Annotated in this window: 18 protein-coding genes and 1 tRNA gene; 3 read left to right on the forward strand and 16 right to left on the reverse strand. The window is 60.2% G+C overall.

Translation table 11 applies throughout. The features are described 5' to 3' along the window. Positions 1 to 157: 157 nt before the first annotated feature. The 7 genes from AWB81_RS20775 to AWB81_RS20805 all read right to left on the reverse strand — a co-directional run bounded on the left by AWB81_RS20775 (position 158) and on the right by AWB81_RS20805 (position 10,135). Positions 158 to 1,042, reverse strand: a complete 885-nt coding sequence (locus AWB81_RS20775; protein ID WP_062638438.1) for a hypothetical protein — start codon at positions 1,040 to 1,042, stop codon at positions 158 to 160. 149 nt (positions 1,043 to 1,191) lie between these two features. After that, positions 1,192 to 1,569 (reverse strand): hypothetical protein, encoded by a 378-nt coding sequence (locus AWB81_RS20780; RefSeq protein WP_062638439.1) that lies wholly within the window; start codon positions 1,567 to 1,569, stop codon positions 1,192 to 1,194. Positions 1,570 to 1,695: 126 nt separating this feature from the next. Further along, positions 1,696 to 2,106 (reverse strand): hypothetical protein, encoded by a 411-nt coding sequence (locus AWB81_RS20785; protein ID WP_062638440.1) that lies wholly within the window; start codon positions 2,104 to 2,106, stop codon positions 1,696 to 1,698. Positions 2,107 to 2,539: 433 nt separating this feature from the next. After that, positions 2,540 to 4,786: a hypothetical protein gene (locus AWB81_RS20790; protein WP_062638441.1), complete on the reverse strand. Its 2,247-nt coding sequence runs from the start codon at positions 4,784 to 4,786 to the stop codon at positions 2,540 to 2,542. 8 nt (positions 4,787 to 4,794) lie between these two features. After that, the gene (locus AWB81_RS20795) at positions 4,795 to 5,910 is read right to left on the reverse strand and encodes a hypothetical protein (RefSeq protein WP_062638442.1); all 1,116 of its coding nucleotides are present in this window, start codon (positions 5,908 to 5,910) and stop codon (positions 4,795 to 4,797) included. Positions 5,911 to 5,928: 18 nt separating this feature from the next. Further along, positions 5,929 to 9,279 carry a hypothetical protein gene (locus AWB81_RS46905; RefSeq protein WP_062638443.1) on the reverse strand — a complete coding sequence of 1,117 codons (3,351 nt, stop codon included), beginning with the start codon at positions 9,277 to 9,279 and terminating at the stop codon, positions 5,929 to 5,931. A gap of 100 nt (positions 9,280 to 9,379) precedes the next feature. Continuing rightward, a complete protein-coding gene (locus AWB81_RS20805; RefSeq protein ID WP_144444146.1) occupies positions 9,380 to 10,135 on the reverse strand; it encodes a hypothetical protein in 756 nt (251 codons plus the stop codon). A gap of 27 nt (positions 10,136 to 10,162) precedes the next feature. On the opposite strand from AWB81_RS20805, the gene AWB81_RS20810 reads away from it, so the two are divergent. Next, complete coding sequence (locus tag AWB81_RS20810; protein WP_144444147.1) at positions 10,163 to 10,594, forward strand: hypothetical protein; 432 nt, start codon at positions 10,163 to 10,165, stop codon at positions 10,592 to 10,594. Positions 10,595 to 10,791: 197 nt separating this feature from the next. Here the strand turns inward: AWB81_RS20810 and AWB81_RS20815 are convergent, their stop codons facing one another. From AWB81_RS20815 to AWB81_RS20850, 8 genes are all read right to left on the reverse strand, one after another. Then, positions 10,792 to 13,335, reverse strand: coding sequence for a hypothetical protein (locus tag AWB81_RS20815; protein ID WP_062638446.1), 2,544 nt, complete (start codon positions 13,333 to 13,335; stop codon positions 10,792 to 10,794). Between the two features lie 104 nt (positions 13,336 to 13,439). Continuing rightward, the gene (locus tag AWB81_RS20820; protein ID WP_062638447.1) at positions 13,440 to 13,880 is read right to left on the reverse strand and encodes a hypothetical protein; all 441 of its coding nucleotides are present in this window, start codon (positions 13,878 to 13,880) and stop codon (positions 13,440 to 13,442) included. Then, a complete protein-coding gene (locus AWB81_RS20825; RefSeq protein ID WP_062638448.1) occupies positions 13,871 to 14,587 on the reverse strand; it encodes a hypothetical protein in 717 nt (238 codons plus the stop codon). The genes AWB81_RS20820 and AWB81_RS20825 overlap by 10 nt, the downstream gene beginning before the upstream one ends. 10 nt (positions 14,588 to 14,597) lie before the next feature. Continuing rightward, on the reverse strand, positions 14,598 to 15,917 hold the full coding sequence (locus tag AWB81_RS20830; protein WP_062638449.1) for a hypothetical protein: 1,320 nt from the start codon (positions 15,915 to 15,917) through the stop codon (positions 14,598 to 14,600). Between the two features lie 11 nt (positions 15,918 to 15,928). Next, on the reverse strand, positions 15,929 to 16,633 hold the full coding sequence (locus tag AWB81_RS20835) for a hypothetical protein (protein WP_062638450.1): 705 nt from the start codon (positions 16,631 to 16,633) through the stop codon (positions 15,929 to 15,931). Between the two features lie 138 nt (positions 16,634 to 16,771). Next, positions 16,772 to 17,002, reverse strand: a complete 231-nt coding sequence (locus AWB81_RS20840) for a hypothetical protein (RefSeq protein WP_062638451.1) — start codon at positions 17,000 to 17,002, stop codon at positions 16,772 to 16,774. After that, the gene (locus AWB81_RS20845; RefSeq protein ID WP_062638452.1) at positions 17,002 to 18,102 is read right to left on the reverse strand and encodes a LamG domain-containing protein; all 1,101 of its coding nucleotides are present in this window, start codon (positions 18,100 to 18,102) and stop codon (positions 17,002 to 17,004) included. Before AWB81_RS20845 ends, AWB81_RS20840 begins: the two co-directional genes overlap by 1 nt. A gap of 14 nt (positions 18,103 to 18,116) precedes the next feature. Further along, positions 18,117 to 19,229 carry a hypothetical protein gene (locus AWB81_RS20850; protein WP_062638453.1) on the reverse strand — a complete coding sequence of 371 codons (1,113 nt, stop codon included), beginning with the start codon at positions 19,227 to 19,229 and terminating at the stop codon, positions 18,117 to 18,119. A 157-nt stretch (positions 19,230 to 19,386) separates the two neighbouring features. Between AWB81_RS20850 and AWB81_RS20855 the strand changes: the two genes are divergently transcribed. Beyond that, positions 19,387 to 19,459 (forward strand) — tRNA-Ala (locus tag AWB81_RS20855). A gap of 305 nt (positions 19,460 to 19,764) precedes the next feature. Continuing rightward, positions 19,765 to 20,454 carry a hypothetical protein gene (locus AWB81_RS44795; protein ID WP_144444148.1) on the forward strand — a complete coding sequence of 230 codons (690 nt, stop codon included), beginning with the start codon at positions 19,765 to 19,767 and terminating at the stop codon, positions 20,452 to 20,454. A gap of 98 nt (positions 20,455 to 20,552) precedes the next feature. Here AWB81_RS44795 and AWB81_RS20860 read toward each other — a convergent pair whose 3' ends face one another. After that, complete coding sequence (locus AWB81_RS20860) at positions 20,553 to 21,326, reverse strand: hypothetical protein (protein ID WP_062638454.1); 774 nt, start codon at positions 21,324 to 21,326, stop codon at positions 20,553 to 20,555. Positions 21,327 to 21,565 lie beyond the last annotated feature (239 nt).

The raw sequence follows: 21,565 nt of genomic DNA on the forward strand, positions 1-21,565 counted from the left end.
GCTCTATCAGTATCGGAATCGAGCTTCACTTGGCTAGCCGCGCACAATAATTCACCCATAGATTCCCCCGACGATCCAAAAAAAGAAAAGAGAGGAATGCAGGCGGCCGAAGCGCGCCCACATTTCCTCTCTTTTCAATTACTTCGCTTGATGTTGCTTACAGATTTGCGCCCAGCGTCGCAATTGCGTCCGACTTGATGACTTCAGCTGCCGCCGGGTTGATGGCCTGAACGATGCCATTGACCGTGCCGCCGACCGTGGCTATTGCAGCGCCGCCCGAAGCGGATGCGCTGAAGTTGCCGTTGCCGTTGGTGTTGGTCGTTGCGGTGCCGAGCGTCGTCGTGATGGCCTTTCCGTCTGCGTCCACGCCGGTGTTCAGGTTCACGCTGCCCGAAGCGCCCGAGACCGACAGGTCAGCCGTATGGCTCGACGTGATTGCCACGCCGTTGACCACATTGCTGTTGTCGTTGATGCCCGTGGTGATGGGACCGCCGACCGTCGAGGCGCCGAGTGCAACTTGCAGCGAGCCCGACGAGGACGTTGCCGACACACCGCCTTGGTTGGTCGATGCGTTGATGGCATCTTGCGTCTTGACCGACAGCGCGCCCGCGCCGGCCAGGTCACCCGGGACACCAGCTTGCGCTTGACCCGGGATGCCCGTGATGCCGATGTTCGCGATGTTCGCTGCACCAGCGACGCCCGCTGCCGACAGGCCGTTGGAGTTCGCCGTGCCCGTGCCCGAGCCCGTCGAGTAGTTCCATGCCTGACCGGCGCCGGTCGTCTGCGTGACACCGGTGAAGCCAGCGGCGGCCGCGTTCACGTTGGTCGACGTGGTTGCGTTCAGGTTTGCTGCGGCGGTCTGGGTGTTGATGGCCTTCGATTCGCTGCTGCCACCGTTCACCATGTTGACCGAGCCGCTGATGCTGTTGCCGACTTGCACGACACCGAGCGCACCCGCAGCCGGGTTCGATTGAGCGTGAGCAACAGCCGATGCGAGCAGGGCAGCAGTGAAAGCGGAGATAGCGATGAAGTTCTTTTTCATTTGTGACATTTCCTTGTGTCAAGGGGTTATCGAATTAGTGACGAGTGCCCCTTGACCACTCAGTCACTGTAGGGGAAAGAGGTGTTGCAGAGATTTCATTGGTTCAATCTCACGGTTGGAATATATGGTTGAGATTTTCTAGGATCGCACTACTGATCATTCTGAACGCGCGTAAGGATCAGATTGTCCGTGCGACAACGTCCCGTGAAGACATACGACAGGTCTCCATGCTGATAAATGCCGAACGACCTGAGCTGGTCAAAGAGATCACGACCGAACTCCAAGATGTCCCAGGCGACATTCCCCGCCTCGGAGAGCGTGCCTTGTCTAGCGTGGCGATAACGCTCGGCTTCGGCGTACGTCATGAGACTGGACATGGCGCTGGCCTCCTGAGAGAGACACTGAACCACATCTTCGATGACATGGTTCAGGTAACCGTCGCTGTCTCCGCTCTCGCGGTCGATGCGCTTGTGCAGGGCCCGGACCGACTTGTTCAGGTCCAGGATAATCGTGTCAGGCGTGCTCATGTGCGTTAACGGAAAAAGAGCTCGCACCCGTGAGGATGCGAGCTTGAAGCGATGTTTACGAGGTTTGGACCGTGAAAGTCACTCCGGGTCCAGACGATGAAGCAGGGCGGTAAAAACAGACCCGCGTCACGAGGACCACCACGTCTCCGTATGCCCGGGGACTTGATAGGGCAGCGTAGACGCCCCGATCACTTCCATGACCACCTGCGTGGCAAGAGGCGGTCTGAATCCCGCACCGATCACTTCTATCGACACGCCGGACACTGGCATGTGTGGTGGCACGCCCCCAATGACCTCCATCGTCACCTGTGCGACAGACCAGTCCTTGAGCGCTTTGACAACCACCTGACCCATCACGGCTTGGGCGCCCAGGTTCGAAGGCGGTCTGAGGACGACTTGTCCCGTCACCCCTTTAACGCCTAAGTTCGAAGGAGCCTTAACGACGACTTGGCCGACGACGCCCTGGACGCCCAGGTTTGAGGGCGTGTCCACCATGTAGTGAACTGCTGCCGCCTGCACCGATACTGCTGTGGACATGACGGCCTCCTTATGTCACTTTGGCAACCGCAACTTTCACGGCCCTCGCACCGGAAAGGGTCCAGGGTTGATTGGTGTTCGGATCCACCGACTGGAGGCGGCTCGCGAACGATGGTGTTGCAGTTAAGCCACTCACCGCGGCACCGTCACCTTCCACCGTTCCGCTGACCAGTCCCACCTGACCTTGTGCGCGTGTTGTGACCATCCCGAAATTAGGATACGGCGCACTGGGCAGCGGCATACCGGAGACGTTGCAGTACGGTCCCTTCAACATCAGGCCGCGCCCGACTGCGCCCGAGCGAGACGGAACCGTACATACGGTGTTGCCGTTGACATTCGTCTGCTGGCTTGTTGCCCGGCCCCGCCTTGTCAGGTCCGAAGTCTCAATGACCGACTCATACCCTTCCATGTACTGTAAGGTCATAGTTCGTCGTCAGTTTGCTTTTGTGACAGCGATGTGTGCTGAAGTGACTCCGCTCTTCGTCCACGCTGTGTTTGTGTTCGGGTCGTTTTCCAGCAATACCGACGCGAATGTAGGGGCGCCCGTCGCTAACGCGGTGACCGTGCTCGAGTCGGCCTCCTTTCCGTTGTTGACGACCCCAACCTTGCCTTGCGCGCTGACGATGCCGTTCTTGGTAAAGTAGGCCTCAGCTTGCACTGCGCAGACACTGTAATTGGCTGGAATTGAAACGCTCGCGTTATAGACGTCCTGGGCGCCTGTGACCAGCGAGGAGACGTAACCCTCGGAGTTCGAAAGAGGACCACCGGAAAGGGCAGCGTTACTCGTCGATGCTGTGCTAGGAGTCATAGCGACTTGCGCGTCACCCGTAATCACCCAGGGAAGGACGTTGATCGGGCCTAGCTGACCAGCGTTGTTGCCGCCAGCCATCGACGTCAAATAGAGGTCGTCGATCATCACCCAATTACCAGTTCGAGGAAGGTTGATGAATAGCATCGACGCGCCTGTGTCCGTGCTTGGCGCGAGGAGGAGGGTGCCAATAGTTCCGAGAATCACACCGTCGAGGGCCCACTGAACGGTGAACGTGTTCGGAGTAGCGGTCGCTGTTGCGATGAGTTCGTAGAAGTGAGTGAGCGAACTCGCCGGAGCATTCGCGCTACCTCCAGTGGGCAAAGCAATCGACGTGGTGCCCGAGTTCGTCAACGCTGCATTGCCGGCGATGGTGTAAGCCGTGATCGTTCTGCTGTTGCTAGAGATGGCGCCGGCCACAAATCCTGCACCGACGCAGTTCCCGGAGGCCGTGCCCCACGGCGTGTACACCCCGGCCGCGCTTTGCGACCCGGAGAAGAGTGCCAACATCGAAGCACTCGCGCCCGTCGCTTCAGCGTGGTCTGGATAGTAGACCGGTGTCCACGCAATGCCATCTGTCGACGTTGCCACGACATTGTTGCTGGTGGCGCCCGTGATCACGAAGCGTTGTCCGTCCCAGGTCACGTTTGAGAAGCCGTTTCCGTTCGACGCGCTCGGCGTAGACAGGATGAATCGGTTCTGCTTGGTCCAGCTCAGGCCATCGGCGGATGTATAGATGGCCCCGAGTGCCGGCGACACCGGGTCTTGGCCGACCGCAACGAGCATGCTTCCGTTTGCCGCGATACTCCAAACCGTCGTGGTGCTCCAGCTCACGCCGCTACCCACAACCCATGCGTTGCTGGTCGAGCTGCCGTTGATGTAGATACCGCCGTACCCGACCCCGACCCAGTTGTTCTTGAACCGGACCATGTCGTTGATAAATGCCGGATAGCTGGGCAATGCGGTCCAATTTGCCGCTACCGTGGGATCGGCGCTTACTGGACAATAGAAGGCGTATGAGGTGGTTCCGGAAATCGGCAGGGTAGTCGCGCCTCCCGAGATCGTCGCCGTGGCAATGAAATAGCCGTTGCTAATCTTGCACCAGGCGCTGCCGTATCCGGAGCCGGTCATGTTAACGCCGGAGACCATCGTCGGCGCCGCCGAGAGCGAGCTGTAATAGAAAATGCGGAAACCTGGAGCGCTCGAATAGCCGACAGCCAAATACGGCGCGGCGCTAATCCCGGTGGGAATTACAGTTTTCTGTGAGGTCCCGGTGACGCTCATCGCTGTCCACGTGACACCCATGTTCGTCGAGTAGTAGGCGGATGAACTCGTCGAGCCACTCTTATTCGAGACAATGATCGTGGCGCTCGAACCACTACCCGCAACAGCGATGGTGCTATTGATGCTCTGACCGGATGGCGTCGCCCCCGTGACTGTCCAACTCATCAAATCGGTAGAGTAAGCAACGCCGATTGTCCCGCTGGCCAAGATGCAGATCGCCCAGTAATACTGCGCGCCGTCGTAGGCAATTTGCATCGTGTCGCCTGGAGCAATCTGCAAAACGCTAGCCTTGTTAAAGGTTGCATATGTGCCGAACGAGAAGCCACCCAGTTGCCAAAGGCCGTACACGCTCTGCTTCGTGTTGATCATCCCGAAGTCGGCGACGGTTGTGCCGGAGTTGGGCAACCCAGCTGCGCTGGAGTACGGCCCCCGCAACATCAATCCTCGGCCGGATAAGCTCGTGCGCGACGGCAATCCCAACACGCCCGCGCCCGCCAAATTCGTCGCAGATGCACGCATCCAACCGCGTCGAGTGATGTCCGTGTCATCGACGACAGACTCGAAACCTTCTGTGAAAAGCAACGTCATGATCTTTCCTAGTTGTGCGAGTTCTGACCGAACTCGGCAGCATTGACCGAGGCTGCCGTCCAAGCAGCGCTTCCGTCGCTCTCGGATATTCCGATGAATTCGTTCGGCCCTGACATCGTGACGCCCATATTCGTCTGCACGCCACCCACCGCCTGCACGGCTGTCAGCTGTGTGTACTTGTCGCTCGCTCCTCGATAAATCACTGCCTTTATGTCCGTCGCGGAAGTCGTCCACTTGTACCGGTCGGTCTGGTTCGCTGCGGTGGAGACGACAGAGTTCGCGCCAGTCGGATCCGTGGCTGACTGCCAGTTCGGCTCGTTTCCTGAAGCTGAGAATTGGGTGACCGAGCCATTTCCAACGGCGGTCGCAAACGAGATCTGTCGCGGCGTGAACTGAGCGATGAGCTCCGGGGTCAACGTCGCCGGAGCCGGCCAGTTGGTATCTGCGCTCGACACCGCGTGAACGATCAGGTCATCAAACTGCCATGGAGCCGTGACCGCGGAATAGAACTTCAGTCGGTTTGCAATCTGCCCCGCGCTGAAAATATCGGTACTGAACGTAACGGCAACGTCTTTGAAGATCGGACTGCCCGCAAGACACAGCGTTGCCATCAGCGCGCCGGTTGGTGCATACGAGAAATACACCCCTACCCAGACATACGTTCCCGCCTGCACCGCCAAGTAATGGGGGGCGTTGGTAAGGCCCGTCGTGGTCGAGGGAAGAACCAGATTGAGTCCGGTCGTTGCCGAATAGCTCAATCCGAGCAGGGGCAGGGCAGGGCCCGCCGCCGTGCTGCTACCAAGTGCCACGAGTACATCCGTGCCGCTGGCCACCGGTGTCCCGATCTCGATCCATCCGCAGAACCCAAACGCCCCCGACCCGCCGGCCGCGGCCAAGCTGCGAAGCACCTGCATCGTGGAGGCGAACTGATACTCCATGCCCGACTGGTTCTGCGCCGAGGCAGCGAACGCCAGCGCGTTACCATTGAACGCACCTGCGTTCTGCGTAATTTGGCCTTGATAGGCGGTGTTGGTCTGGTACCAAGGAAAGGCGTTTCCGATGGCTCCTGCCGGATAGACGTCCAGCCCTTCCGCACCGGCAATAAATTCGGCCGCTACACTCATGATTTCCCCTTCCTTCGATTAGCTGTAGCTTCCGCGCAGCGCCACCGACATCTGCGAAAGATTGGTGGTGTTGAACTGGAACGAAAGCTGATCGCCCGCGTTGAACACGGTGCTGGTATTGACAGAACTGAACGCCCCGCTACCTTGCTGACCGTTCCCGGTCGAAGTAAACGTGATGGTCCCGACCTGGATGCCGCTCGGGTGAGCGCTGGTGTATGCCATCACATTGACGACTGCGGTCGTGCCGGAATAGAACACGCAGTTCGCCACGGAGGGACTCCAATTGCTTCCGAACGTGCAGGTCTCGGTGAACGGATACCGGACCTCCTGGAAAAGATTGGGATTACCGTTTAGACAACAGACGATCCGTGCGTTAACGAGTGCCGATGCCGCGGCTGCTTGCGAAGCGGCGGCGCTCGCCGCAGCGGCACTCGCCTGCGTCTGCGCGTCGGCATCCGAAGCAGCCGCACTCGTCGCCGAGGCGGAAGCCTGAGCTGCACTGGACGAAGCCTGGGTCGCGTGCGTCGCCGCGGCAGTTGCGCTGCCGGAGGCGTTGCTCTCGGAGGTGGCGGCCGCGCTCGCGCTCACCGAAGCCGCACTGGCGGAAGCGGCAGCATTACTGGCCTGAGTACTAGCGCTGCTAACTCCGCTCGTCACCTGACTCACTGCGACTGCAGCGTTGGCGGCCGATTGTGCCGCTGCTGCTGCACTTGTTGCCGATTGAGTCGCTGCCGCCGATGCATTGCTGGCCGACGAAGCAGCCTGCTGCGAATAATAGTTAGCCGATCCCGAGGGACCCGCTACCAGATCCGCCGCGGTGGCCGCTGACGCTGCTGCTGCACTGGCGCTGCTGTCTGCGTCGGTCGCGCTGATCGAAGCATCCTGGGCGCTCGTCGCTGACTGCGCAGCGTAATATGCCGCCGAGTAATACTGCGAATTGTCGACCACACCGTCCTGCTGGGATGCCCATTGAGCCGCGAGGTCCGCCGAAGCGGCAGCTGCATCTGCCTTACCTTGAGCATCGGTCCGGGCGCTCGTTGCCGCGGTCGCCGAAACGGCGGCGGACTGTGCGCTATTGCTCGCGTCGTTTGCAGAAGCAGAAGCCGCTGCCGCGGAACCGGCCGCGTTGGTCGCGGACGTGGACGCGCCAGCAGCCGCGGAGGAGGCCATATCCGCCGACGCTCCAGCGTTCGCTTCGCTGGTCGCGGCGCTGCTCGCGCTGGTCGCCGCCGCGCTTGCAGAGCTTGCCGCTTGCGACGCGGCGAGCGCCACGTTCGCGGACGTCGTGGAATCCGATGCACTCGGTGCGTTCCATTGAGTTCCGTCCCACGTCATGATGACCGGTGGAGACTGACTCGTGTCCTCATACTGCGCACCGACATTTAGCTGATTGCCGTTGTTGTCGACTGCCGGCGGCGTATTGTGGGCACCCAACCACGTGGCGTTGAACGCAGCCAGCGCTGCCTGGAGTTGCGAAAACGTCGTCGCGGCGTTACCCGCGGAGGTCGCGGCATTACTTGCGCTCGTGGCGGCGTTTGATGCATAGGTCGACGCACCGGTTGCCGAGTCTGCGGCACTGTTTGCAGAGCCAGCGGCCTGGAGGGCATAGACATAGGCGGACCAGTAGACCGTCCCTCCCACCGTTCCCGATGTTTGAGAAGCCCATGCTCTTGCTAGTGCGGCTGAGTCTGCGGAGTTCGAGTTGCTCGCCGCTGCGCTCGCGGCATATCCCGACGCTTGGCTGGCGTAGTACTTCGCTGAATAGTCCACGCCACCAACCGTGCCCGAGCCCTGCGTTGCCCAAGCCTGCGCAGTGGCGGCTGATGCGGCTGCGCTGCTGGCTTGCGCTGTTGCGTCGGCGTCTGATGACGCGGCGCTGGTCGCTGCTGTTGACGCAGTAGCCGCTGACGCCGCGGCCTGTAAAGCCGAGTAGTAAGACGAGTAGTTCTGGCCGTCGACGGTACCGCTCGACTGCGTGGCCCATGCCTGTGACAACGTGGCATATTGAGAGGCACTGCCGTTCGTGGTCGTCGCATCTTGGAGTAGACCGGCTGCCTGCTGGGAGAACTGTTGTGCCGAGCTCGCGCTTGCCGCCGCATCAGTTGCCGACGCTTCGGACGCACTTGCACTATTGCTTGAATCGGTCGCGTACGTACCTGCCTGAGACGCCGCGGTCGCGGCCGTCGCAGCGGACCCAGCCGCGCTCGTCTGAGCGTTGCCGGCCTGAGTCGCGGCACTGGCCGCCGCGCTTGCGCTATTGGCTGCAGCGGTGTTGCTATTTGCCGCTTGCGTTGCAAACGACGCTGCCGCCGACGCCGAACCAGCAGCCGCAGTCGCTGAACTCCCGGCGCTGGTTGCCGAATTCGACGATCCTGTTGCCGCCGTCGACGCTGCAATCGCGGAGCTGCTTGCTGCCTGCGCGTACACCATCGCAGACGCATACCCCGAACTGGCGACATTGCCCGACGTTGAGATAGCCCAGTCCTGAGCGAGTTGTGCGCTTGCCGTTGCATCATTGGAACGCTGCGTAGCCGTTGTCGCGCTCGCTGCGGCTTGCGCGGCCGATGCAGATGAGGCGCTCGCCTTGATGTCTGCGTCACTTGCCGATGCGACAGCCGCAAGCTGAGCAGACGTCGCGTTGTTCGCCGCGGTTGCAGCCTGCTGTGACGATGTTGCCGCCGCCTGCGCCGAGCTCGCTGCTGACGTTGCAGCCAGCTGGGCGTTGGCGCTCGCCTGTTCGCCAGCCTCATCCCAATCCTGCCAGACACCTCCGAGATAGATCCGAATGTTTGGCGGGATAGTAGCGGTGTTCATGTACATCGCGCCATCGACCAAGGCATTGTCGTTGGCATCGACATCCGGATCCTCGGCGAACTCGCCCAGCCAGACCGCGCCGAAGCTTAGTATCAGGGCCTGCAGCTTCGCTTGCGTGGCCTGGACCTGCGTGAGCGTGTCGCTCAGATTTCCGCCGACAGCCGCGGCGCTTGCGGCTGCCGCTTCAGCAGACGCTGCCGCTGCTTGCGCAGATGAGGCTGCTGCGCTCGCTTGCGATTTGGCATCCGCATCCGCTGTCTGTACGACGCTCAGAAAGCTTTGTGCTGCGTCCAATTGCGACGAAATGCTGTTCGCCGTGTCCAGTACCGATGCGGCCGTTGCTGCGGCGGCGCTTGCGCTACTCGCAGCGTCAGTGGCTGATGTGGCCGCCGCGGCGGCGCTGGCCGTCGCAGCAGCTTCAGACGAGGAGGCACTCGCTGCATCTGCATCGGCTTCTGCGACGTCCTGCTCGATCTCGTCGAATGCGGCGCCCATTCCCTCAATGACATCAACGAGAGTTCCTAACTGCGTATTAAGATCGTCTACGACGCTCATGGCCGATTCCTATAAAGAGACCCTTCATAGGATTCCGACGACCCCCTGGTACAAAGGCGGGCATATACCCCCACCCGAAGGCAGGGGATCCTGGTTCCGTTCAGACCAAATCCGCAATCGTGACCGCACCCACGGCGTGACTGTTACTCACCACGTTCGAACCAATCCGTTGCTGGACTAGATTGACGATCTGACCGTTGTAGACTCGGAACGTGTAATCGAGAATCGCATCGAGACACCCCTGATCACTGGCAGGCGATGAAGCCGAGGGATTCGAGACCGAGTTCATGAACGTCCCGCAAGACGTCTCCAGCACAGGTGCCTGATTCGCCAGTCCTATCGCGAGATACGCCCCGCGATAAGGCATCGTGGAGGCGATGATCGACGGGATGCCGCCGAACAAGTTCGAGACCGCGCTCGTCAGCGCGTTCGCATTCGTCGAGGGTTCGTCGTAGGAGCAGATGACATACGGCGTTCCAGCAGGTATTGAACCCAATGCCGAAATCAAGTACTGAGTTGCGCTGTTGGCATTGGCGTAGTTAGTCGAATCGCCGAAGACATCGTAGACGTTGGAGGTCAAGATGTTGCCGTATTGGTCGAACGTGACCAGCACATAGGACCGATTTCCTGCGAACCCCGTTGTGCCGTTCGCCCACAATCCGCGGTTCGATGCGCTCACCACGCTTTGCTCGAGGCCCAGCGAGTACACCTCAAACACATTGCCGCCATGAAACTGGGTCCACGTGCCGTTCTGTTTAACGAAAGCCCTCTTGACTCGAGTCCACGTCCCCGCGGATTTCCCGTAGATGTTCCGGACCGTATCCCAGGTGCCGTTTTGGTTGCTGGACGCGCTCATGATTAGATCTGGTACCAGAGGTCACCATTGTTCCCGCCACTCGGTGCCGACGAAGAAATGGTCATTTTGGGAATCGAGTTCGCCGAGCTACTCGCCGCAGCGGCACTGGCGGCGGCCGCCGTCGCCGAAGTACTGGCATTGGTGGCACTATTGCCGGCACTGGTTGAAGCAGACGCGGCCGTGGTCGCGCTACCCGAGGCAGCGGTCGCCGAACTCTGCGCCGCATTCGCATATGTCTGGGCATTCGCCGCGTTGGCCGACGAGGCGTTTGCGTTCAGCGTGGCAGTGCTCGCAGATGCACTGGCGGATGTGGAGGAGTTACTAGCCGCCGTCGCGCTGTTCGCGGCATTGGTAGCGCTGCTTGCAGCTGCATCCGCGCTCGTGGCGGCCGCCGCCGCAGACGCTGCGGCATTACTCGCTTGTGCCTGGGCGTCCAGATCGTCGGCCGCGATCGAATGAATGCCCGTAGCCATGCCACTGATTTCATTAGCGAGCGCCGTGACTTGCGATGCGATTTGTTGCTGAGGATTGGTCACAGCCCACTCCTTTCGTGGAAGAGAGAGAGATTTAGAGACCCGTCATTGAATTTGCCGGATCATTAAAGACGAACGCGGACCCTCTACCGATCCAAACATCGGTATGGAGTCCATGCCGTTCTATTTCTGATTCGCCTGCAACTGAGCGATGAGAAGGGCCTGTGCATCAAGCTTGTTGCTCAAGTCCTGAACCGTCGCCATTAGTTGGAGGATTGCATTCGACGCGCGCATGGCTGAGTCGGATGCCGCCATCGCGCTGGCCGCTGCATCTGTTGCACTGGCGCTGGCTTCGTTGGCGTAATGGAGGGCCGAGTAATTGCTCGTGCCGTTGACCGGCCCCATGGCTTGTGAGGCCCAGGCCTGTGCCAGCAAGGCGGACGCACTCGCTACGCTGGCTTGTGATCTGGCATCCGTCTCTGCGACTCGTGCTTGGGTTGCGTAGTAATAGGCCGAGTAGTAGCTCGTCCCATCGACCACACCCGATCCTTGACTTGCCCATGCCTGGGCGAGGGCAGCCCTGGTCGTAGCATTGGCCGCCGACGCAGACGCTGCCGTCTCGCTGGTCGCGGCACTCCCTGCACTCGCCGCAGCCGCGAGCGCCGAAGCCGAGGATTTGCTTGCCTCGGTCGTGGCCGTCGAAGCACTGTTACTTGCATCGATCGATGACGCGCCAGCCGCCGCTGCACTATTACCTGCGCTGATCGCCGATCGGCTGGAATTGGCAGACGCGGTCTGCGCCTGCGTTGCCGAGGTCGCGGCTGCGCTTACACTCCCGGACGCACTCGACGCCAATGCGGCCGCTTGCATCGCGGCCAGTTGCGCGTTCGACGACGCCATCAAGGCGCTCCCATCTTGCGCAACCCATCCGCCGCTACTGTCGTACACCATCAGCACCGGTGGAGTCTGGGACGTATCCTCATACTCCGCCCCAGTTAGGAGGACGTCTCCATTTCCGTCGACCGTCGGTGGTGTGCTATGAGCACCCAGCCACAAGGCATTAAAGGAATGCAGCGCCGCCTGAATCGTCGTTGCGTACGTCGCAGCTTCCGAGGCACTGGTCGCGGCATCGGCAGCACTCGCCTGCGCATCCGACGCTTGTCTCTGCGCGTCGTCATCCGATGCCGCGGCTTGTTGAGCGTAGTAATACGCAGAACAGTAAGCTGTCCCGCCAACCGTCCCCGTCAACTGTGCGGCCCAGGCTTGAGCCAAAGCCGCATTCGTCGCCACTACAACGGCCCGGCCCGTTACTATCGTCGCTGCCGTCTGTGCTTGAGTTGCAGAGTTTGCTGCATTCGCAGCATAGTACTTAGCCGAATAATCCTGACCATTCACCAGCCCCGATGTCTGGCTCGCCCACTCTTGAGCGAGCGTTGCGGCCGACTCCGCACTTACAGCCGAGGTATCAGCCTCCGTAGCGGATGCAGCGGCGTTCGTTGCCTGGGTTTGAGCATTAGCATTCGAGTCAGCAGCCTGTTGAGCGTAATGCTTCGCACCATAGTTGGTGCCATCCACCGTGCTGCTGGTTTGCGTCGCCCACGCCTGCGCCGTCGCAGCACTGCTGTCCGCCTGCAACGCTGAGACTGCAGCATCGTTGGCTGAGACACCCGCCGCGCCCGCCGCTGTATTCGACGAACTGGCTGAAGCTGCAGCATTGACTTTCGAACTGGCCGCGGCCGAAGCCGCATTCGCCGCATTTGTTTCGCTCGTGTGAGCCGCCGCCGCACTATCCGCCGCACTTTCTGCACTCACCCCAATTGCACTAGCACTCGCCGCGGCACTGGTGGCATGGGTCTCCGCCTGAGTGACGCTGATAGCGGCGCTGTCAGCAGAGGCACCCGCCGCGGCCGCAGACAGCGCAGCCGATCCTGCTGAAGCCTCGGCTGCGTTAGCGCTTGTGGTCGCTCGAGCGGCACTATATGCCGCCGAGAAATTCGTACCGTCCACCGTACCATCCGCTTGCGACGCCCACGCCTGAGCGCTTACAGCGGCGTCCGAAGCCTTGTGAGCAGCGGCCACAGCCGATGTCTCAGCGCTGGCTGCATCGTGCGCTGAGATATTCGCTGCCGAGGCTGAACTTGACGCCGATGAAGCCGCCGCGGCGGCGCCGAACGCAGAGGTGCTGGCAGCTGCCGCACTGCTAGCGGCGTTACCGGCCGACATCGAGGCATTCGTAGCGGAAGTCCCGGCCTGGGTAGCAGCGAGCAGTGCAGATCGCGACGCAAGCTCACCGTCGGGATCTTGATCCTGCCAGGCACCACCTACATACACGCGTACTTGCTGCGGATCCGATGTGGTGTTTAGATACTGCGCCCCGTCGACCAGCGCCTGGTCGTTGCCGTCCGCAATCGGATCCGTGGGAAACTCGCCCAGCCACAATCGCTTAAACGAGCTGAGCTGGCCTTGCAACTGTGCGGCCACACTGTTCGCCCGGGTGAGGGTAGTTTGGACTGTCGCCAGAGTTGCGTTCGCATCGCTAATCGAAGCGGTAGCCGTATCGACAGCGTTCGTCGCTTTAATGGCAGCTGAACTGGCCGTTGTTGCATTCGACGAAGCGCCGATCGCAGCAGTCGCAGCTGTTAGTGCCGAGTTTGCTGCATCGATCGCTGCGTTTTGGGCTACTGTAGCGCTCGCAGACGCAGCGGCCGCATCGTCTTGAGTGGTCATCCTGAATTCCTATCCGAAATCAATCGTAAAGACGGTCATAAAATGCCCGTTCAGATAGGAGAGGGAATAAGGGCTACCCAGTCCGAAGACCAGGTAGCCGTCGCTTAGCGCGCGAATTGCGCGCAGAAACTCATGAAGTCGTACATGCCGTTGGGGTCAACACGCCATGCACCTTTGACGCCCAACGAGCGAAGACAAGCTCGCGAGCAGAAGAACTTCTTGCGGATGAAGAACGTGACCGGACGCAAGATGAAACCAAGCAGGCCCACGTAGTCATACGACTCACCGGCGTGAGCTACGAACCATGCTCGGACCTGAGACACGTCGCCGGGTACCGTCAAGAAGTCCCAGTCACTGTCGGGCAATGACTGGTTTTCAGCGATTCGCACGCCGACACCGGGCTTTGCCGAGGCGATGGTGTATGTGCCGTCGTCGTTTTCCTGAAGGATCATCTCGCAGTGTGCATATCGACCTATCTCCCACCAACGAATGACCTTGTCCAGAAACGAGCCAGAGCCTTTATAGAAAGCGATTTTTACGGCCATTCGATAGCCTCCACTGCAGCGACGGAAAGTGCTGCCAAGATTTTCTGTGCGAGATACTGGTTCTCGCCCATCAGCGAGAGAACCGCTTTTTTGGCATCCTTGCCGACCCGGAAGATCTGTATTGAGCTGTGGTCACGGAACGCCCAGGCCGGAGGATTGGTTGTGGTGTCTGCACACCAGAAGGGGGTTGACCAGAGCACCCATTGTGCGGACCCGTCGAGAACGGGCGCATCAGGCACGGTCGGCCAGTTAGGCGGGGTGCCAGAGGTGGTCCCATCTGCCGTCACCACGTAAAGCTGCTTGTTCGCCACCACGTACTGATCGGCAACGACCGCGGTGTTAGGCGTCCATGCGTCTGCCAGTAGATAGCCCAGCACCGCATCCATCAGGGACGAGAGCAGGTTCATCTGGTCAGTGGTCTTGGCTGGATACAAATACGCCTGGCCCATCGCCGTCGACGGAAAGCCCGTATAGATCAAATCAGCGCATTCGCCCGATAGCTTCGCAATTTGCGTCGACTGCGCGATCTGCAACGCGCTCGCATCCGAAATCGCTTCAATCGAGAAGGGCGTCGTCGAGTAGTTGATGATGTATTGATCAGGCTTCTGGTATTGCTCTTCCGTACAGATCACGGCCCCGGGCGGAATGGTGCCGTCAGGTGACAGCCCGACTCCACCATCTGGGGTGAAGAAATAGGTGAGTGTCATCACGACATCCTTAGTTGGGCAAGAAGATGAACAGCGACGCGAGCTGACTGCTGCTGGTTCCGGAGGGCGCGGTTTGTGTCAGCGTGAGCGTCACCGGCACGCCGGCCGTCACTGAAAACTGTCCGGAGGTGTTAGCTAGGTACTGGCCTGCGACGTTGCTCTGCGCAGCGATGGCGGTTGCGCCGTCGATAGTGGTGAATTCCTGGGATAGGGCGCCGGTGGTGTAGCCATAAGCGCCGCCTTGGGCAATGACAGCCACCTTGCCGCTGACAGTCGGAGTAAAGCTGAAGGTTGTGGAGACCGTGAGTGAGCTGGTGCTTGCTGCCGTCACGAGCTGTGACAGGAAGCCCGCAATCGGAGCCCCGCCGATATTGCTCAGCGCAGTGACGTCGTTCGCCAGGTCGCTCAGGTTATTACTCGCCTTCAGCAATCCCGACTGGATCTCGCCTGTCAGCGTTGAGAGCGTGGTCGAGTAAAGAAGACCTCCGCGCGCCACACCCAAGAGATCACCGCTCTTCAACGCTCCCGCGTCGGTCTCGATACCACCCACAAATGCATTCACCGTGGAGGCAGATGCCGTTGCGGATTTGGCTGCATTGATGGCCGTCGTCGCGCTGTCGTTGGCAGCACTGGCACTGTTACTGGCGTTCGTCGCATACCGACTCGCGCTGTTCATGTACGTCTGCGCATTGGCTGCGTAGCTCGACGCCTGAATCGCGTAGTACTTCGCTGAGTAGTCAGTGCCGGAGACCTTGCCTGTCGTCTGACTCGCCCATGCTTGCGCCCCCGCAATGACGGCGCTCCCCGTCGCCACCACGGCCTGCGCCTGAGTAACCGACGAGGCGGCCTGGACAGCCGATGCCGCAGCGTTATCGGCAGAGGCAGAGGCAGCACCGGCGAACCCTGCTGCGCTTGCCTGGGCCGTCGCCGCTTGGGTGGCGCTCTCAGCCGCTTGCACTGCTGCGAGCTTCGCGCTGCTCGACGTTCCAGTATCGACGATCCAGCCGTCCACGGTATAGACCATCAGCACAGCGGGCGACTGGCTCGTATCCTCGTACTCGGCGCCGAGTTGCAACACGTCGCCGTTGTTGTCTGAGGTAGGAGGAGTGTTGTGCCCCCCGAGCCAGTACTTGTTGAGCGAGGCAATCGACGACTGGAGCGTGCTCGCTACACTGGTTGCGGTCGCAGCCGCATTGCTTGCGGTCGCAGCGCTGTGATTGGCGCTGGTCGACGCGCTCGTCGCGCTCTGGGCCGATGCCGCGGCGAGACTTGCTGAAGCAGCAGCAGAGGCGGCCGCCGCCTGGGCAACCGTATCAACTTGATCCGTCATGATCGGTCCTCTCAGGCTGGAATGAAGAACCCGCCGACGCGCATCGTGAGTGCGATCTGGGGATCGGTTGTCGTGGTAAGCAGAAGCTCGATGTCGCAAGCCTGTCCCGCTGCGAGGGCGACAACGCCCATGTGGTGCTGCGAGACGTTGGTTGTATCGCCGGACACTGATGCACCGTTGACGTACAGGTTGACGTTGATCCCGGCCTGGGCGATGTTGCTGTAGTTGACCGCGCCGAACGCAAAGACATGTCCGGCCACTGGCGCGGTAAAATTCGCGTCGATCCGCAGCGTCCCGTTCGCCCCTGGAACCGCTCCTTGTCCGCCATTGGTTTCAACCGGGGAAATGAAGCGTCCACTCATCGCACTTAACGAGTTCTGAGCCTGCGTGGCGCTGGAGGCGGCCGATGAAGCACTGCTCTGCGCCTGCTGTGCGTAGGTGTTCGCGTCGAGTGCCGAGGCATTCGCGTCGCTCGCCTTCGTGCTCGCTGTCGCGGCGGAGTTTGCTGCGTTTGTGGCGGACGTCTGTGCCGCCGTGGCAGCACTACTGGCCGTGGTGGCAGAAGCACTCGCACTGGTCGCTGCAGAAGACGCAGTAGCCGCATCTGTGTCAGCTTCTTGCACGTCTTGGCCGATGTCCGAAAACGCCGGTGCCATCCCGCTGATCTTGGCTGCCAGCTCGGCTGTAGCGGCACTGAGTTGATCGGCAATACTCATAGTGCTCCTAATCGTTGAAGTCAAGTCATAACATGCCAAAGGAAATGAGTTGACGGCATAAGCGCCAGAGGGGACAGATGGCTCCCTCTGGCTTATGGCGGCGATCGAGTACCGGCACCAGGCTACTATCCGGCTATATCAACTGCGTGCCTGGACGACCAAAGCCGTCACCAAACGACGGCGTCCAAGTAATTGCGCGTCGCCGATGATCTCCGCATACACCTTGAGACCGCCGGCCTGGTACGGAAAATAGCCATACGGGGTGAGCGTCTCCGCATACACTTTCCGAGTCGCCGCGCTGTATGTGAGCGACGATGCAGCGATGGTCTCGGCATAGCTTTTCGTGACGACTGTGGAATCCGTAGCCATTAAGCTGACTCCATGCCGACCTGCATGCTGGCGACCGTGGCAGTCGTCCACGCAGCTCCGCTACTATCCGCATAAAAGGGTGTCTGGCTGCTAGTCGGTGTGGCCGTGAGCTGCTGCGCCGCCGTCGTCACCACTGTGCCTTTGGATTGCAACGCACCCTGCAGCTTACGAAGGCCATTGCCGGGGTTATTGGCATAGGTATTCACCACCACGGCATCGATTTGCCCCGGCGTGGCGCCATTTAGACCGGTCGTCTGGTAGAGATCCAGCTGACCCGCCGCCGTTGCCGTCAGTGTTCCGGTCCCTGAGTACGCCTGTGCCGCCACTGCGTAGTTCTGTCCGGCGCTCGGCGTGAACTGGCCGCTGGCGCCGGCGCCGTTGGGCGTGCCCGTATAGATGCGCTTCGGACCAAGCGGAAAGGTATTGAACGAAGAACCCGTGTTGTCCCAGACGATAAAATCATCAACCCAGTTCGTCACGGTAAAGGTGCCGTTGCTCGATGCATCTCCGAAACCTACGTGACCCGTCGGTGTCCCGCTACTCACCGTTTTTATGCCGGTCAGATGCAGATCGACCACTCCATCGACGATTACCGTGATCGAGCCATTCATCGTCGAGGTTAAGACAACCTGGATTTCGATCCAGTGGTACACGCCGTCGCAGATATTGATGCTACCGGTCGTCGCCGCGGGGGTACTGCTACCGAACGGGTAGAACACCAGCTTGCCGGCTGGATTCAGTCCAATGATCAAGTAGGAACTCGAGCTCCCCAAAGTGGCGAGGTCATACCCGAGCATCAGAAGTCCGCCGGTGTTGGTGGTCGACACCGGGGCCACGCTGGGCATCCCATTCTGTTTCCAGTACTCGCCGACGTTCAGGGTGTAGCCGTCCGCGTACGTAAAGAGATTGGTCTTGAACATGCCGCCGTTCCCGTTGGTCGGTCCGACCATGACGGCACCACCACCGTAGGCGCCAGCTGCAGGAGCAAAAGTGATGATGGCACTGATTGTCCCGGTGCCCGTGCCGCCCTGCCATCCCTTCGCGCTCAGCTCCGAGGTTTTTGTGTACGCGTCGAAGCCGTCGCAAAAAAGCAATGCCATATTCCCTCCGTTTTTTAGATTTGACCGACGAATGTCAGCGCGATGTCAGCAAGCTTCGCGTCCGCCGTCCCCGGAGTCATTTCGAGGACGTCCCCAGCGGCAAAACTCACGGCAGTTGCAAAGGCAATCGTTGGTGTCTTGGCGTTAGCGGCCCACGTGAGGGTTCCAATCGCGGTCGACGTCCCGCCGGAGACCTTGTAGAGCGTCAGTGTGCAGATAGCGGCGGCGGCGGTTTTCGCATCGGCAACCGTTCCGGCAAGGCCAGCCGGTAGCGTCATTGCGATCGCCACCTTATGCCGAACAACTTCCCCAGCCGTGAGCGTGCCCTGGAGATCAATCGCGATGAGGTACTTCAGGGCGACGGCATTGATGCTGGTCAGTGCACTGGCCGCCGCGGTCGCAGAAGCGGCGGCTGCGGTCGCAGAACTGGACGCACCATTCGCACTGTTCAGCGCGGTGACGGCTGAGCTGGCGGATGACACAGACGACGCCGCGGCCGCTTGTGAATAGTTCTTGGCTTGGGTCGCGTAGTACGTAGCCGAGAAGCTGGTCCCGTCGACCGTTCCTGCCGCCTGCGATGCCCAGGCTTGCGCGAGTACTGCGCTGTCGGAGGCCGACTGGGAAAAAGTTTCTGACGAACTTACGCTGCCCGACATGGAGCTCGCAGAGGCCGCAGCCTGAGTAGCGCTAGTGGCTGCTGCGGCTGCACTGGCGGCGGCCTGGGTTGCGGAGAGGGTCGCGCTCTGCGACGCTGCAGAAGTCGACCCATCGGTCGGCTGCCAGGCAGTTCCCGAATAGATCATTAGGACCGGCGGCGTCTGGCTCGTATCTTGATACTCCGCCCCGGCTTGCAGGGGGTCACTGTTGCCATCCACCGTCGGCGGTGTGCTATGAGACCCCAGCCATCGGCTGTTAAGACTCGCGAGAGCTGCGTTCACTGCGTCGACTGCGCTCGCGGCGTTCGCTACGGCGCTGGTCGCGGCGCTCGCGCTGCTCGCCGCATCCTTCGAGGACTGGGAAGCCAAAGCGACATAGGCAGAAGCGGCGACCGCAGACTTCGCCGCCCAAGAGGCCGCAGCGCCGGCTTCTGCGACATCGGCGGCGATGCTTGGATCCGTACTCGACATGCTTACTCCCCCAATTTTTGGTGCCTGACAAAGACGTCATACGATGCAAACCAAAAAACGAGGGGCGGCATAACGCCCAGGACCTGTCGGGCCCTGGGCCTATTAGCGGCTCCGGGATTGGTCGGGTCGCGGCCCGTGGTGATACGATTGGTGCGTCGGGGGGATAGCTCAGCTGGGAGAGCGCCGCGTTCGCAACGCGGAGGTCGGGAGTTCGATCCTCCTTCCCTCCAAGGTATTCGAACTACGCTTCGACTTCGCGGCAGGTCCACAGGACAAATTGTGGCTCTTGGAATCAACGCGCCTCGTCGACGAACACGACTTATCTATTTATATAGTCTTTCAGCGCCGATCTAAACGAAACCATTAAGCGACAATCGAAAATTTTCGCTTCCGAAATAAACTTCTGCGATTGTGGTGTTTCTTCTGGTGTTTATCGAGATCGCGCCTATGCTTCTAATTGGCGATCAAGCCTCCAAATTCAGCCCTTTCAGGAGATCGCGAAGCTGCGTACGGTCTATCCCTTAAGGAGGCTATTATGCGCCATTCCTTGCCTTACTTGCGTGCCGTCTTTAATAAGCCCTACGCCCGAACTGCATTCGCTGCGCTGGTCGTTTTCGGATCAATCGTGAGCGCGAATGCGACGACGAACAGCGAAACGGCAATGATCGGTGTTAGCGGCACGGCGACGGGTTCTTCTTTCGATGGTTGCATATCCACGGACGTGTATCTACAGGTCTCCGCGCTAGGGTCCAGGAACCTAAATCAAAACGCGAGCAACGTTGCATCTGTAACTATTATCCGCTTTGATTCCTGTCAAAGCGTCACTCTCGTCGCGTTTGGTGACGCGCAAGACATAAATCTGTCTGGCGTCAAGGCCAGTCAATTGCCCACGTCTATCGCGGCATCGGGTCGGATCCCTCTATCCGGATCTGTGTATGACGCTATGGGTAACGCCACGCCCTACTCGGATGCTTTAACATTCCAATTGGCGCTGAAACTGATTGGGCCGCACACGGATATTAGTCAAAGTACTCGCAGCAGCATTTTGAGTGCCGCCTCGCCCAGCACGACTTTAGTCACTATCGACCGTCGTATTGATGGAACCAAAGGCGACGCCGCCGTCACGTCATCTCTGCTGTTCACTAGTACCTTTTCGATACCGCCTTTATCGGTTGGATTTATGTCCAATGATAAATCTCGGTCTTCCGTAAGGATTACGCACTGAGAATTTGCCACAGTTCAATCGTTGGCCTCGCTTGAGTACACCAAAATGTACTTCAAGCTTACGAGGGGGACTTGTCGCTTGACGACGCGTAGATATCGTCAATCGGCCAAGGTCCCCTTTCTTTGTCTCCCGCGAGCCGAGGGCCGTCCGGGGGCCACCAGTAATACAACGTAACGCGCCCGATTCCCTACGACGGGGCGGCGGTAGTTTGACATTATTGGCATAATGTCCACCTTCGCGGCATAAACCCCCGTCCGCTTGCGTGAGGGGACGTGTTCCGGCACCGGATGGCCCAGGACGACCGGGCCCGCGCTCGATTGCCGAATCGCTTCCTTCGCCTCGGCTTCACGGCGGTAACGCTCGCGATAGACCTTGTTGCTTTCGCGAATGTCGACGACGGTGTCGTAGCTACCCATCGCGAACTTCGCCTTCGGGCGGGTCTCGACCGTCAATACGTGACCGGTCAACGCGGCAAGCCTAAGCGCCCCTCCGACCAAGACTTCGATAAGGGCGACTGCCTGCTGGTCGTTGAGGTTTGCCGTCTTCAACGCATCGGAAATCTTCATGCACGAGGCCGAGAGATGCTCGATCGCAACCTCCATGTCCGACGCCGATGGCTCTTCATTTGGCGTGTCCTGTAGGTCCGACTCATCGAGAGTGGGCAGACCCTTCCACTTAAAGGTCCGTCCTTCAGGCGCGGTGTCTGGCTGTTTCGCTTGCGCGACGGAGGGCAGGGCGGTGACAGTCGGGCTGGTCATCGGTCCATCGAATGCCGCATCCAACTCGCTCGCCGCGTAATACTGGTCGCTCTTCAACGGCTTGAAACCGAAGCGCTGTACGCGTTCGTAGTGCATCCCGACGATGTCGCGCACGCGTCGACCGAGGAAGGCCCACTACTGCTCGAGGGTCATGGGTACGTTGCTCATTTTGTTGTCGTCTTGTTTGATGAATTGTTTTCGCTTACGCGATCAGCAAAGCAGGGTGCTGCATCGACGGGCTGTACTCAATTGCGTCGGACTTGAGTGGGTGCTTGCGGGCGGTATGAACAAACCGGTCGACTGGATTAATCTGCTCGACGATGTCTTCGCCGCGCGGAGCACTCGTCTCTGGC

Source organism: Caballeronia arationis, assembly GCF_001544975.2.
GTDB lineage: Bacteria > Pseudomonadota > Gammaproteobacteria > Burkholderiales > Burkholderiaceae > Caballeronia > Caballeronia arationis.

Coding starts and splice junctions, on each gene's coding strand:
- AWB81_RS20825 (WP_062638448.1), bottom strand. CDS start 14,587: ATGACACTCACCTATTTCTTCACCCCAGATGGTGGAGTCGGGCTGTCA.
- AWB81_RS44795 (WP_144444148.1), top strand. CDS start 19,765: ATGCGCCATTCCTTGCCTTACTTGCGTGCCGTCTTTAATAAGCCCTAC.
- AWB81_RS20845 (WP_062638452.1), bottom strand. CDS start 18,102: ATGGCATTGCTTTTTTGCGACGGCTTCGACGCGTACACAAAAACCTCG.
- AWB81_RS20785 (WP_062638440.1), bottom strand. CDS start 2,106: ATGTCCACAGCAGTATCGGTGCAGGCGGCAGCAGTTCACTACATGGTG.
- AWB81_RS20805 (WP_144444146.1), bottom strand. CDS start 10,135: ATGAGCGCGTCCAGCAACCAAAACGGCACCTGGGATACGGTCCGGAAC.
- AWB81_RS20840 (WP_062638451.1), bottom strand. CDS start 17,002: ATGGCTACGGATTCCACAGTCGTCACGAAAAGCTATGCCGAGACCATC.
- AWB81_RS20820 (WP_062638447.1), bottom strand. CDS start 13,880: ATGGCCGTAAAAATCGCTTTCTATAAAGGCTCTGGCTCGTTTCTGGAC.
- AWB81_RS20815 (WP_062638446.1), bottom strand. CDS start 13,335: ATGACCACTCAAGACGATGCGGCCGCTGCGTCTGCGAGCGCTACAGTA.
- AWB81_RS20790 (WP_062638441.1), bottom strand. CDS start 4,786: ATGACGTTGCTTTTCACAGAAGGTTTCGAGTCTGTCGTCGATGACACG.
- AWB81_RS20780 (WP_062638439.1), bottom strand. CDS start 1,569: ATGAGCACGCCTGACACGATTATCCTGGACCTGAACAAGTCGGTCCGG.
- AWB81_RS20830 (WP_062638449.1), bottom strand. CDS start 15,917: ATGACGGATCAAGTTGATACGGTTGCCCAGGCGGCGGCCGCCTCTGCT.
- AWB81_RS46905 (WP_062638443.1), bottom strand. CDS start 9,279: ATGAGCGTCGTAGACGATCTTAATACGCAGTTAGGAACTCTCGTTGAT.
- AWB81_RS20850 (WP_062638453.1), bottom strand. CDS start 19,229: ATGTCGAGTACGGATCCAAGCATCGCCGCCGATGTCGCAGAAGCCGGC.
- AWB81_RS20835 (WP_062638450.1), bottom strand. CDS start 16,633: ATGAGTATTGCCGATCAACTCAGTGCCGCTACAGCCGAGCTGGCAGCC.
- AWB81_RS20795 (WP_062638442.1), bottom strand. CDS start 5,910: ATGAGTGTAGCGGCCGAATTTATTGCCGGTGCGGAAGGGCTGGACGTC.
- AWB81_RS20775 (WP_062638438.1), bottom strand. CDS start 1,042: ATGAAAAAGAACTTCATCGCTATCTCCGCTTTCACTGCTGCCCTGCTC.